Below are 12,901 nucleotides of genomic sequence, written 5' to 3' on the forward strand. Positions count from 1 at the left end.
GAGACCTCCTTATTCGGGGCAGACGGTTCCGGCCGGGTCGGTGGCGATGCGCATGTCCGAGATCGAGACCGCGAAGGGCGCCTTGGCCTTGAGCGCGAAGGGCTTGGTGATGCCGCCCAGGTACGTGCCATGCTGGCCGAAGCACTTGAGCGAGATCTTGAGCGAAGACCAGGTGCCCGGTTGCGCCAGCGCTTCGTCGATGCGCACTGTGCCCGAACCCAGCGAAAGCGTGACGGGGGCCGTCGGCACAGTGTCGAGGCGGTAGATCACCTCCACGTTCATGTCCGCATTGGCCTCGCGGTCGAGCTTGAGGTTGGGGCCATCGATGTTCATCTGCCCTTCGCCCGCCCAGTCGAGCCGGATCGCGCCTTCCTGGCGGTCGGCACTGTCGACGAGACGCTGCGAGACCGCGCCGTCGAGGCTCATCGTGAAGGGCTTCGCAAGAATACCATCGGCAATGTAGGTGCTCGAATTGGTCGCGCTGGCATCGATCCCGGGCTCCTCGCCGAGCGCGGGGACGTGGCCGCTCTTCGCATAGCTCAGACCATAGCCGAGCGCGAAGAGCGGGTCGTAGTCCGCATCGCCCGCGTTGAGGCGGAACTGGTCGGCGCGCTTGGGCCAGCTGAACGAGAGGGCGCCCGTGAAGTCGGTCGTACCGCCCACCAGAACGTCGGCCACACCGGCGCCTTCCGAGCCCGGATACCAGGCCGCGACAAAGGCGTCGGACTGGTTGATCTCGGGGTTTACCCAAAGCGGGCGGCCCGAAAGGAAGACCGAGACGGTCGGGATCCCGGCCGCCTTCAGCTTGGCAAGGAGCGCGAGTGCCTTCTTGTCGCCGGGCTGGAATTCGAGGCTGCGGATGTCCCCGCGAAGCTCCGCGTAGGGTTCCTCGCCGAAGACGACGATGGCGACATCGGGCTTCTGCGTGAAGCTGCCGTCGACCGAGAGGGTGGCTGTGCCGCCGCCCGCTTCAAGCGCCTGTTCGATGCCGGCGTAGATCGAGGTTGCGCCCGGGAAATCGGCGTTGGTGTTGCCATCGCCCTGCCAGGAGAGCGTCCACCCGCCCGACTGACGGCCGATGTCGTCGGCTGCCTCGCCCGCGACGAGGACGTTGGCGCTCGACTTGATCGGGAGCACGCCTTCGTTCTTGAGGAGGACGAGGCTCTCACGCACGGCGCGCCGGGCAATCGCGCGGTGCTCGGGCGCGCCCATCACGTCCTGCCACTTGGCCTCGTAGGGGCGGGCCGTGTCGAACAGGCCCAGCTTGAACTTGATGCGCAGGATACGGCGCACGGCATCGTCGATGCGCGCCATCGGGATGGTGCCATCCTCGGCGTGCTTGAGAGTCGAGTTGAACAGGCCCTTCCAGCTGTCGGGCGCCATCGCCATGTCGAGCCCGGCGTTGAAGGTGTCGGGGCAATCGGTGTTGGTGCAGCCCGGAATCTGGCCATGGCCGTTCCAGTCCCCCACGACGAAGCCGTCGAAGCCCATGCGGCCCTTGAGGACATCGGTGAGCAGGGCCTTGTTGCCGTGCATCTTGATCCCGTTCCAGCTCTGGAATGAGGCCATGACGGTCATCGTGCCCGCATCAACGGCGGGCGGATAGCCTGCATCGTGGATGCGGATGAGGGTGTCCTCGTCGACCTGGGTGTCGCCCTGGTCAATGCCCTCGGTGGTGCCGCCATCGCCCAGGAAGTGCTTGACGCTGGCCGAGACGCGGCCTGCCTGGACGGTGTTGGGGGTGCCGGGGGTACCCTGCAGGCCCTCGATCATCGGCGCGGCGTAGGCGGCGACGAGTGCGGGGTTTTCCGAATAGCCTTCGTAGGCACGGCCCCAGCGATCGTCCTGCGGCACGGCGAGCGTGGGCCCGAAGGCCCAGTGGATGCCGCTCGCGGCAGTCTCGGCGGCAGTGGCCCGGCCGATCTCGCGCATGAGTTCGGGGTCGTGCATTGCGCCAAGCCCGCTGTTGTGCGGGAAGAGCGTGGCACCCACGACATTGGAATTGCCGTGGACCGCATCGATGCCGAAGATGATGGGAATGGCGACGTGCCCCTTGCGCTTTTCCAGCGCGACCGCATCGAAGGCGTGGCTGGTGGCGATCCAGGGCTCGGCGGGTGAGCGGTCGGGCGCGCCAATCGGGGGCGAGTTGCCGCCTGCGAGGATCGATCCGAGCGGATATTCGCGCAGGTCCTCAGGCGTGATCGCGGCGGTGTCGGCCTGGATCATCTGGCCGACCTTCTCGCGCAGCGACATCTGCGCCATGAGCTTGGTGATCTTCGCCTCGATCGCGGGATCAATGAAGTCGGGGCTCTTGGCCGCGGGCCACTTTTCCGGGTGCACCGGAGTGGGCGCGGGGGCCTCGTCGCCAAGAGCAGGCTGGGCCAGCGCGAGCGCCGCGCAGGAACTGAGCGCAAACGCCTGCGCGATGCGGTTGAAACGCCTCATGTCATCCTCGTCCAGAAATTCTTCGCGGGAACCGTAGGACATGCGGAATGATTGCGCTACCATTTTTCGCCGATGTGAAAATTTTGGCATCGCCAAGGCTACGCCTTTGCCTTTGGCGAAGTCCTGCTAAAGTCGGCTTATGGCAGATAGTGAGCGCAAACGCCGGTCCCCGCGATCGCGGCAGACGGGAGCCCCAACGATTGCAGACGTGGCCGCGATGGCGGGCGTCTCGATGATGACCGTTTCGCGCGTGATCAATGCCGAGCCCAAAGTGCGCCAGTCCACGCGCGACACCGTGAACGAGGCGATCGCCAAGCTCAACTACGCGCCCAACCGCGCCGCGCGCAGCCTGGCTGGAGCCTCCCAGATCCGCATCGGCCTGCTCTATTCCAACCCGTCCGAGGCGTTCCTTTCGGCCTTCATCGTCGGCAGCCTGGAAGAGGCAGGCCGGCTTGACGTGCAGATCGTCATCCAGAAGGTGGAAGAGGGCGAGGAATTGGCCGCGGCGGTGGAGCGCATGGTCGCAGGCGGCGTTGATGGCGTGATCCTGCCCCCGCCGATCTGCGAATCCGAGGAAGTCCTCGGCGTTCTGCGCGAGTCCGGCATCCCGACCGTGGCCGTCGCCACGCCCAAGGAGCAGGACGGCATCGCCACGATCCTGATCGACGATGCGAGCGCGGCGCGCGAGATGACCGCGCACCTCGCCTCCCTCGGGCATGAGCGGATCGGCTTCATCCTTGGCCACCCCGATCTTGCGGCCAGCAAGGACCGCCATGAAGGCTATCTTCAGGGGTTGGCCGACGCGGGCTATGCCTATGACGAGGCGCTCGTCGCGCAGGGCTTCTTTACCTACCGCTCCGGGCTCGATGCGGCCGAGCAGCTGCTTGCGCAGGACAACCCGCCGACCGCGATCTTCGCCAGCAATGACGACATGGCCGCTGCGGCTGTTGCGGTCGCGCATCGGCGCGGGCTCGACGTGCCCGGCGATCTCACCGTCTGCGGGTTCGACGATGTGGCCATGGCGACGACGATCTGGCCCGAACTCACCACGATCCACCAGCCCATCGCGGCGATGAGCCGTCAGGCGGTCGAGCTCCTCGCGACGTTCCTGCGCAACAAGCGCAGCGCCGAAGTGGGCGAGCAGCGCATCATGGTCGATTATGAGCTCGTGCGCCGGCAGTCCGACGCGGCCCCGCGCCGCCGTCCGGCAACGCGGGTTCCTGCCACCGTCTGAGCCCTCTCAGGCCGAGCGGATCGTCATTTCAAGCGTGCGCGTGGCGCCGGGTTCCAGCGGGGCGGGCGCGTCGCGGTTGACCGCATCGGGCATGGTCGTTTGCGGTTCGGCGCAGAAGAAGTCGGCGCCTTGCGGCACGAAGAGGTGGAGGTAGGGCGTGCCCGCACTTTCGAGCACGAGGTCGCCGTCGCGGCGCGCGATGCGCACGGCGCCGTTCCATCCGGTGTAGCAGTTGTCGATAAGGTGCGGCAGGTCGAGCGGAGCGGGCGTGCTCCAGTCCCCAAGGGCATCGGGGGCGGTGTGCTCGGTCGGGAGCATCTCGGCATCGCCCAGCCACAGGCCCTTGGCCGCAAAGGAAATTGCGGTGACGTCCGCGCGCGCAAACCAGGGGTGGAAGCCCAGGCTCGCAGGCATCGCGCGTGTGTCGGTGTTGGTGATCTGGAGGCGCGCGGTAAGCCCTTGCGCGCTCAGGTGCAGCGTCTGGGTCAGCGCGAAGGACCAGGGCCAGTCCATATTGGCTTTATGCGCGTGGACCAGCGTGACCGTGTCCTCCCGGCTGTCGCGCACCATCCATTCGCCCAGCCAGGAAGTGCCGTGGATCGGGTGGGCGATGGCCGGATGGTTGGGGGTGAGCGAGAAGGTCTCGCCTCCCCAGTCAAAACGCCCGTGCGCGATCCGGTTGGCGTAGGGCGCGAGGGGAAAGCAGGCGCTTTCCAGAGAGTCTTCGCTGCCCTCGGGCATGGGGCGCAGGATGTCCGCGCCCCGCCGGGTCAGCGTGCGGATCAGGCCGCCCGCTGACGGATCGAGCGTGAGGGCCCAGTCGCCCGAGGCCAAGCGCATCCTTACATGTCCTCGAGTTCGCGGCCGCGCGTCTCGATCACCGTGGCGCGCACGAAGAAGAACGAGACGAGGGCGGCCAGCGCATAGAGCACGTACGTCACCGAGAGGCCGGGGGTCGTGGCCAGCGTCGGGAAGCTGACCGAGATCACCGCATTCGCGATCCACTGCGCGAAGCCGGCCACGGCGAGCGCCGAGCCGCGGATCTGGTTGGGGAACATCTCGCCCAGCATCACCCACATGACAGGGCCCCAGCTGACGTTGAAGAAGACGACATAGGCGTTGGCCGAGATCAGCGCGATGAGGCCTGCGTTGCCCGGCAGGCTCACGGCTCCGTCCGCGCCGGTGACGGCAGTCGAGAAGGCCCAGGCGACCACGCCCAGCGTTACGGTCATGCCCGCCGAGCCGATCAGCAGCAGGGGCTTGCGCCCGATGCGGTCAATGAAGGCGATGGCGATGAGGCACGCGCCGATCGAAAGCGCACCCGAGATGATGTTGATCTGGAGCGCGGAGTCTTCGGTGAAGCCGACTGCCTGCCACAGCGTGGCGCCATAGTAGAAGACGACGTTGATGCCCACGAGCTGCTGGAACACGGCGATGCCGATGCCCACCCACAGGATCGGGCGGATCTTGCCGGTGGCCTTGTCGACGAGGTCGGAGAGCTTGGGCTGGTGATGGTCGGCGGCGAGCGAGGCCTCGATCTCGGCGACCTTGCGCTGCGCGGTGGCGGCGCCGAAGAGGCGGGTCAGCACCTCGCGGGCTTCCTCGATGCGCCCTTGCGCGACAAGGTAGCGCGGGCTCTCGGGGATGCCCAGGAGCGCGAGGAAGTAGATCAGGGCCGGGATCGCCTGGAGCCAGAACATCCAGCGCCATGCCGGAAAGTCCAGCCAGAGCGTCGCGGTCGAACCACCGGCCCAGCGCGCCAGCACGAAGTTGGCCAAGAAGGCGCCGGTAAGGCCGGTGATGATCATCACCTGCTGCACGCTGGAGAGGCGTCCGCGCACTTCGGCGGGCGTCATTTCGGAGATATAGACCGGCGAGGTGACGCTGGCTGCGCCGACCCCGAGCCCGCCGATGATGCGCGCGATGATGAAGATGGCCGAGGAACCTGCCGCGCCCGCGAGAAGGGCGGAGACGAGGAAGAGGACGGCGGCCAGCATCATCGTGCCGCGCCGCCCGATCCGGTCGGACAGGCGGCCTGCGATGAAGGCGCCGAACGAGGAGCCGACAAGGATCGCGCCGACATTGATGCCGATGCCCAGGCTGCCGAGGTCAAAGGCCGCCTCAAGCCCGTTCTGCGTCCCGTTGATGACGCCCGAATCGTAGCCGAACATGAACCCGCCGATGGTTGCCACGGCGACGACGAGCGCCACCAGGCGGGTGTTGATTTCAACCCTGTCCATTCCAGTAATCCTTTCCCAACGGGCCGCCGCACGTCTTGGGGGCAGCGTGCGGCCCGCGCTCAAATCAGGTGTTGGCGCTGCGTGGCGCGCCTGCGGGTACATCGACCCGGAAGGTGAAGAGATCGCCCGCCTGCGGCTGCGCGGCCAGTTCGGCCTCGTTCAGGCCCTGGCGCGCGGTCGTGGCGTAGGCGGTCCGACCGTCCGGGCCGCCCAGCGTGATCTTGGTGACGTTGCTGACCGGGAAGCGAACCTCGTGGGTCAGGGTGCCATCGGGCGCGAAGCGGCGCGCGGCGCCCCCGCCGAAGAAGCCCTGCCAGATGCCGCCCTCTGCATCGCAGATCGCGCCGTCGGGATGCCCCCAGTCGTCGCGATCGGGCGTGGTGAAGTCGAGGAAGAGCTCGCCTTCACCCGCCGTGCCGTCGGCCTGGATGGCGTGGCGGAAAACCCGGCGCCCGATGGTGTCGACGTGGTAGAGCCAATTGCCGCACGGCGAAATCGCCGGGCCATTGGTGATGGTGATCGCCGGGATCGCGCTCTCGCGCACTTCGCCCTTGTCGAGGACGAAGACAACACCGGTTTCGCTCTCTTCCAGATTGTCCATCGAGCCGAACCACACGCGGCCCTGGGCATCAATGGCGGCATCGTTCAGACGGTTGTCGGGCAGGTCGGTGTGGACCTGCGCAATCCGGGTGAGGGTGCCGCTCTCGGGATCGAGGCGGTGCGGGCCCGACTGGAGGCCGACGATGAGGTCGCCGTGCGCGCTCGGCAGGACCCAGCCCACGTGCTCGGGCGTGGCCCAGCGGGTGAGCGCGTGGGTCTCGGGATCGACCTTGAAGACGGTGTTGCCCTTGATGTCGACGAACCACAGCGCGCCGTCGATCCAGCAGGGGCCTTCGCCAAGGTGCGCGCCGACTTTCAGGAAATGGTCTGCCTGCATCGCTCTCACTCTCTCGTCCTTGTGTTCTTTATAGGCTCGAAGGGACCGGATCAGCGCCAGCCGGCGTCGATCCAGTAATCGTGGCCGGTACACATACGGGCCCCGTGCGAGCTAAGAAAGAGGACAAGTGCGGCGACGTCGTCGGGCATGATGCGGCCCGAAAGGCATTGCGCGGCAACGATTTCCGCTTCGCCTTCGGGGCTGTACCACTTTTCCTGGCGCGGCGTTTTCACGTTGCCCGGGACCACCGTGTTGACGCGGATGTTGTCGCGGCCAAGGTCGCGCGCGAGGCTGCGGGTCATGCCCGAGATCGCGGCCTTGGCAGTCTGGTAGAGAACGAGGTCGGGCAGGCCCAGGTGCCAGGAGATCGAACCGAAATTGATGATCGCACCGCCACCGGCGGCCTTCATCGCGGGGATGACGGCCTGGGCGGCGAAGAACTGGTGGCGCAGGTTCACGTTCATGCGCTCTTCCCAGAACGCCGGCGTGACGTCGGCGACAGCGTGGCGATCATCGTTCGCGGCGTTGTTGACGAGCACGTCGACGCCGCCAAGCTGCGCGACCAGATCTGCCATCGTTGCCTGCACCGCGCCGATGTCGGTGAGGTCGAGGTGGTGGTAGATCGGCGCGTGGCGCGCATCTTGCGCCAGCTCGCGTGCCAACGCGTTACCGGCCTCGTCCTGGATATCGACGAAAGCGACCTGCGCCCCTTGCGCCACGAACGCCTTGACCAGGCCCTCGCCGATGCCGCTCGCGCCGCCCGAGACGATGACCTTCGCGTCCTGGAGTTCGGGATAGATAGCGCTCACGCCATCGGTGGAAGCCTTGCTCAGCATCGTGTCCTGCTCGCCCACGTCTATTCTCGTTCTTTTGCTTGGATGGTTTTCAAAGAAGCCCGCGCTTGGCGAGATTCTGGAAGAGGTCGGAAAGGCCGAAGGTCCAGGGGGCGACCTCGGCCGAAGTCCGGACGGTGTTGGTCAGCGTGCCCAGCCGCGCGCTCGAGATGGTGACCGTGTCGCCCACCTTGTGCGTGAAGCCCTTGCCCGGCTCGTCGCGGTCCTGCGTGGGGGCGAACAGCGTGCCGCAGAACAGCACAAGGCCGTCCGGGTACTGGTGTTCGCTCATCGCCTGACCCAGCAGGTCCTCGGGATCGCGGCTGATCTCCCGCATGGTCGAGTGGCCTTCGAGGCGGTAGCCGTCGGTGCCCTCGATGGTCATCGCGACATCGGCGCTGCGCACGTCCTCGATGGTGTAACTCTCGTCGAAGAGGCGGATGAAGGGGCCAAGCGAGCAGCTGGCGTTGTTGTCCTTGGCCTTGCCCAGGAGCAGGGCCGAGCGGCCCTCGAAGTCACGCAGGTTGACGTCGTTACCCAGCGTCGCGCCCACGGCCTTGCCATCGGGGCCAGCCACCATCACCACTTCGGGTTCGGGGTTGTTCCAGCTGGAATCCGAGCGCACGCCGATCTCGGCGTCCTGCCCCACGGTTGCCAGGACCGGGCACTTGGTAAAGACTTCCGCGTCCGGCCCGATGGCGACTTCGAGGTACTGCGACCACAGGTCCTCGCCGATCAGCGTCTGCTTGAGAGCATCGGCCTCGGGCGAGCCGGGGACGGTGGTGCGGACCGAGCCGCCCAGCGCATCCTCGATCTTGCCGCGCAGTTCCTGGGCCTTGCGGTAGTCGCCGCGGGCGCGTTCCTCGATCACGCGCTCGAGCGCGGAGACCGCGAACGTCACGCCGCAGGCCTTTACGCACTGCAGATCGATTGGGCTGAGCAGGGCGGCTTCGTCCAGAACTTCAATTCCGCCCAGTTCTGTGCCGCCTTCGCGAACGTTCTGCGCGATGAGATCGGCGACGGTCGGCGCGACTTTGGCCATGTCGAAGACACGTCCGTCGCGAATCAGAATGGGGCTGGGGCCTTCGCTGGTCTCGATACGGCCAAGAAACGTGCCGGCGCGCCAGTCTTCGGGCAGGCCCCTGTCAAGGGCCGGTATATTTTTCATCAGTGCTATTCCCCTCCGCAGGTGTTAGCGTTATCTATGACAACCACGACAGCGTCAAGACGCGACTTTGGGATTGGTCGGCCAGAAGGTTCGATCGTGAGGAGAGCGGGGCAGTTATGGCCTGGGGCAAGGCACGTAGGGCGGCGTTTTATGCGCTCACATTACCTCTCGCGGGAGTGGCCTTGGCCGCGTCTGCAGGTCAGGTCCTTGCGCGCTCCGAACGAGCCGAATCGGCTTCCTACGATTGGCAGCACGTGCGCGTCGGCGGAGGTGGTTTCACGCCCGGCATCATCTTCAGTCCCATCGAGAAGGGACTGGCGTACCTGCGCAGCGACATGGGCGGTGCTTATCGCTGGGACGCGAAGGCGGACCGCTGGGTGCAGCTTCTCGACGGCGTCTCCGAAGGCAGCTTCATGGGCATCGAGAGCGTGGCCGCCGATCCCGTCGATGCGGGCACGGTCTATCTGGCGGCGGGCATGCACAAGGGCGGCGCGGCCGCCATCTTCCGCTCGCGCGACTATGGTGCGAACTGGGTGCGCAGCGATGTTCCCTTCGCGATGGGCGGCAATGAGGACGGACGCGGTCTGGGCGAACGGCTTGCCATCGATCCGTCCGACAATCAGCGCCTGTTCTTCGGCTCGCGGCACCAGGGGCTGTGGCGCAGCGAGGATGCGGGCGCGAGCTGGCGCAAGGTCGAAGCCTTTCCGCTGGAAGGGCTGGGCATCCCTGAGGGGCGCCGCGCAACGCATGGCGGGCTTTCCTTCGTGGTGTTCGATCCGGCGGTGAAGGGGCGTGTCTTCGTGGGCAACGCCGATCCTGAAGGCGCGCACATCTACCGTTCCGAGGATGGTGGAGAAACCTGGCAGGCGGTTGCGGGCGGTCCGGGCAGGGGGCTCCTTGCGGTCAAGGCCGTGGTCGGCAGCGATCATGTGCTGACGGTCACGCTGTGCGACGCCATCGGTCCCAATGGTATCACGCGCGGCGCGGTTTGGCGGTTCGATCCGGCGCGGGAAAGCTGGCGGGACGTGACGCCGCAGAAGGGCCCGGAAGCGCCCGTGGGGGGCTACATGGGCGTGGCTGTCTCGGCGCAGGACCCTGCCATGCTGGCCGTCAGCACCGTGGACCGGGGCAATCCCGTCGACACCGTCTGGCTGAGCCGCGATGCAGGGGCGCACTGGGAGGCACTTTGGAAGCGTTCGGTGCGCGATGTGTCGGCCACGCCCTTCCTCGACTTCGGCGACAAGGCGAATTTCGGGCACTGGATCGCGGGGCTTGCTATCGATCCCTACGATGCCGGGCACGCCGCCTATGTGACGGGCGCGACGGTCTATGCAACGGACGAGCTGGACGCGGGCGACACGATGCACTGGCAGCCCTGGACAAAGGGCGTGGAGCAGACCGCGATCATCACAATGGTCAGCCCGACCGGCGGGGCACACCTGATCTCCGGCTTTGGGGACATTGGTGGCTTCCGGCATGACGACTTCGCGGTCTCGCCAGCGACGCAGCACGTGAACCCGTTTCTTTCCAACACCAACACGCTCGACTATGCGGGCGATGCGCCGCAGATCCTCGTGCGCAGCGGCAATACCCACGCCCGCACAGTGCCGGACACCTCGCTTGCTTGGTCCGACGATGGGGCGACGAGCTGGCAGCCGCTCTATGTGCCCGAGGGCGAGCGCCACGCCGATGGATCGCCTCTGCCTGAGGAGACCGGAAATGCGGCGATCACCGTCTCGGCGGACGGGAGCACGTTCCTTGTCGAGACGGATGAGCCGCAATACTCGCGCGACCACGGGGCAAGCTGGCACGCCGTCGAAGGCCTGCCCTCTCGCGTGCGGGTAACCTCGGACAAGCGTGATGCCCGCCGGTTCTACGCCATCGATTTTGCGAACAACCGGATCGTGCGCAGCTACGATGGCGGCGCGCACTTCATGGAAGCGGGGGGGCATGGATTGCCCAGCGATCTCTCGCCCGCCTATTCGGCCAACCGCGAGGCGCCCGCGCCGATCCTCGCTGATCCCAGCCGCGCTGGAAACTTGTGGCTGCAACTGGGCGGCGACTTGTGGCACTCGCCCGATTTCGGGGAGAACTGGGACCGGACAGGCGGCGACCTCGACGTCGAGCGCTATGGCCTTGGCAAGGGCGCGTCCGAGGCGGGCGTCCCGGCGCTCTATGCGCTGGGGACGAAGCAGGGCGTGCGCGCGATCTGGCGCTCGCTTGATGGCGGTGCGAACTGGCAGCGCATCAACGATGACAAGCACCAGTGGGGTCTGCGCATCCGCATGGTGACTGGCGATCCGCGTCTGTTCGGGCGCGTCTATATTGCAACCGACGGCCGCGGCATCGTCTATGGCGATCCGAAAAGCGGCGCGGGGGAGAGGAAGTGATGAAGTTTCCACGTATCGCAGCGTCCCTGGCGCTTCTGGCCGGGGCGGCGCTTGCTGGCCCCCTGCTCGCCGCGCCCGGCGAATTGCCGCGCCTGGAAAGCAAGGACGGGCGCCACGCGCTGATCGTCGATGGCGCGCCGTTCCTGATGCTGGGCGCGCAGGCCAACAATTCGAGCAACTACCCCGCGATGCTGGACGAGGTCTGGCCGGTGCTGGAGGCGATGCACGCCAACACGCTGGAGATCCCGATTGCCTGGGAGCAGGTCGAGCCGGTCGAGGGGCACTTTGATTTCAGCTATCTGGAGGCGCTGCTCGAAGGTGCCCGCGCGCACGACACGCGCGTCGTCCTGCTCTGGTTCGGGACCTGGAAGAACACCAGCCCCAGCTATACTCCGGCCTGGGTGAAGCTCGACAACGCGCGCTTTCCCCGCATGAAGGCGCCCGATGGCTCGGACCACTATGTGCTTTCGCCGCTCTCGCAAAATACGCTGGATGCAGACCGCCGGGCCTTCGTGAAGGTGATGGAATACCTGCGCGACCATGACGCGCAAAACACCGTCATCATGGTCCAGCCCGAAAACGAGACCGGCTCCTACCGCGTCCCGCGCGACTATTCGGCCGCAGCCAACGCGCAGTTCGCCAAGGCCATTCCGGCGGCGCTTGCCAACGCCGAGGGAAAGTCCGGGACCTGGGAAGAGGTCTACGGCGCGCAGGCCCCGCGCGCGTTTCAGACCTGGCATGTCGCGCACTTCGTGAACGAGGTCGCGAAGGCGGGCAAGGCGGTGAAGAACCTGCCGATGTACGTCAACGCCTCGCTTGCAGGCCCCTCCAACGTGCCCGATCCCACCGGTGTTGCCAGCGGCGGGCCGCAGTGGGACGTGCTCGACATCTGGAAGGCGGCCGCGCCCGACATCGACTTTGCCGGGCCGGACATCTACGACCGCGAGAGCGCGAACATCGTCGCCTATCTCGACAAGTACGCCCGGCCCGACAACGCGCTGATGGTGCCCGAGATCGGCAATTCCATCGAGTTCGCGCGCTTCTTCTGGCCCACCATCGGGCGCGGCGGGATCGGGTTTGCGCCCTTCGGCATGGATGACACGGGTTTCTTCAACTACCCGCTGGGCGCGCGCACGCTGGATGATGAGACGCTGGGCGCCTTTGCACTGCCCTATGCGACGCTCGCGCCCATTGCGCGCGAATGGGCAAAGATCGCCTATACCCGCCCGACCTGGGGCACGGCCAAGCCCGACGACGGCTCGCCGCGCGAGACGGTGCTGGGCAAGTGGAAGATCAGCGCGGACTGGGGGCAGTGGCAGTTCGGAGAGAAGGACTGGACCTGGCTCCCCTCCGAGCCGCCCGAATGGGCCGAGGCGCCGGTGGGCGGTGTCGCGGTCGCGCAGCTGTCCCAGACCGAGTACCTCGTCATGGGCGATCACGTGCGCGTACGCTTCAGTCCGGCTGATGGCGCGGCGAACGGCGTGGTCGTCTCGGTCGAGGAGGGCACCTTCGAGAACGGAAGGTGGGTGCTGAAACGACGCTGGAACGGCGATCAGACCGACTACGGGATCAACCTTATCGACCGGCCGCAGGTGCTCAAGGTCACCACCGGTTTCTATTCATCCAAGTGAGAGCCTGACAGGGCAGGGGATAC

9 protein-coding genes are annotated in these 12,901 nt (G+C 66.7%); 3 read left to right on the plus strand and 6 right to left on the minus strand.

Annotated features, from left to right (window positions below; all coding sequences use genetic code 11):
• Window positions 1–9 precede the first annotated feature (9 nt).
• On the minus strand, window positions 10–2,445 hold the full coding sequence (locus LC060_RS03105; RefSeq protein ID WP_226632606.1) for a glycoside hydrolase family 3 protein: 2,436 nt from the start codon (window positions 2,443–2,445) through the stop codon (window positions 10–12).
• A 139-nt stretch (window positions 2,446–2,584) separates the two neighbouring features.
• On the opposite strand from LC060_RS03105, the gene LC060_RS03110 reads away from it, so the two are divergent.
• Entirely contained in the window at window positions 2,585–3,679 is a 1,095-nt protein-coding gene (locus tag LC060_RS03110) for a LacI family DNA-binding transcriptional regulator (protein WP_226632607.1), read from the plus strand.
• Between the two features lie 6 nt (window positions 3,680–3,685).
• Here the strand turns inward: LC060_RS03110 and LC060_RS03115 are convergent, their stop codons facing one another.
• Genes LC060_RS03115 through LC060_RS03135 form a run of 5 tightly spaced genes read right to left on the minus strand, consistent with a single transcriptional unit; the run spans window position 3,686 to window position 8,857 of the window.
• A complete protein-coding gene (locus LC060_RS03115) occupies window positions 3,686–4,519 on the minus strand; it encodes an aldose 1-epimerase (RefSeq protein ID WP_226632610.1) in 834 nt (277 codons plus the stop codon).
• 2 nt (window positions 4,520–4,521) lie between these two features.
• Entirely contained in the window at window positions 4,522–6,021 is a 1,500-nt protein-coding gene (locus tag LC060_RS03120) for a sugar porter family MFS transporter (RefSeq protein WP_264191669.1), read from the minus strand.
• A complete protein-coding gene (locus LC060_RS03125; RefSeq protein ID WP_226632613.1) occupies window positions 5,984–6,856 on the minus strand; it encodes an SMP-30/gluconolactonase/LRE family protein in 873 nt (290 codons plus the stop codon). Before LC060_RS03125 ends, LC060_RS03120 begins: the two co-directional genes overlap by 38 nt.
• Before the next feature lie 50 nt (window positions 6,857–6,906).
• The gene (locus LC060_RS03130; protein WP_226633602.1) at window positions 6,907–7,692 is read right to left on the minus strand and encodes an SDR family NAD(P)-dependent oxidoreductase; all 786 of its coding nucleotides are present in this window, start codon (window positions 7,690–7,692) and stop codon (window positions 6,907–6,909) included.
• A 49-nt stretch (window positions 7,693–7,741) separates the two neighbouring features.
• The gene (locus tag LC060_RS03135) at window positions 7,742–8,857 is read right to left on the minus strand and encodes a fumarylacetoacetate hydrolase family protein (protein WP_226632615.1); all 1,116 of its coding nucleotides are present in this window, start codon (window positions 8,855–8,857) and stop codon (window positions 7,742–7,744) included.
• 176 nt (window positions 8,858–9,033) lie between these two features.
• On the opposite strand from LC060_RS03135, the gene LC060_RS03140 reads away from it, so the two are divergent.
• Together LC060_RS03140 and LC060_RS03145 are read left to right on the plus strand one after the other, a co-directional pair.
• Window positions 9,034–11,247 carry a hypothetical protein gene (locus tag LC060_RS03140; protein ID WP_226632617.1) on the plus strand — a complete coding sequence of 738 codons (2,214 nt, stop codon included), beginning with the start codon at window positions 9,034–9,036 and terminating at the stop codon, window positions 11,245–11,247.
• Entirely contained in the window at window positions 11,247–12,878 is a 1,632-nt protein-coding gene (locus LC060_RS03145) for a DUF5597 domain-containing protein (protein WP_226632618.1), read from the plus strand. Before LC060_RS03140 ends, LC060_RS03145 begins: the two co-directional genes overlap by 1 nt.
• The last annotated feature ends 23 nt before the right edge of the window (window positions 12,879–12,901 follow it).

The organism is Novosphingobium profundi, assembly GCF_020524485.1.
GTDB classification, from domain to species: domain Bacteria; phylum Pseudomonadota; class Alphaproteobacteria; order Sphingomonadales; family Sphingomonadaceae; genus Novosphingobium; species Novosphingobium profundi_A.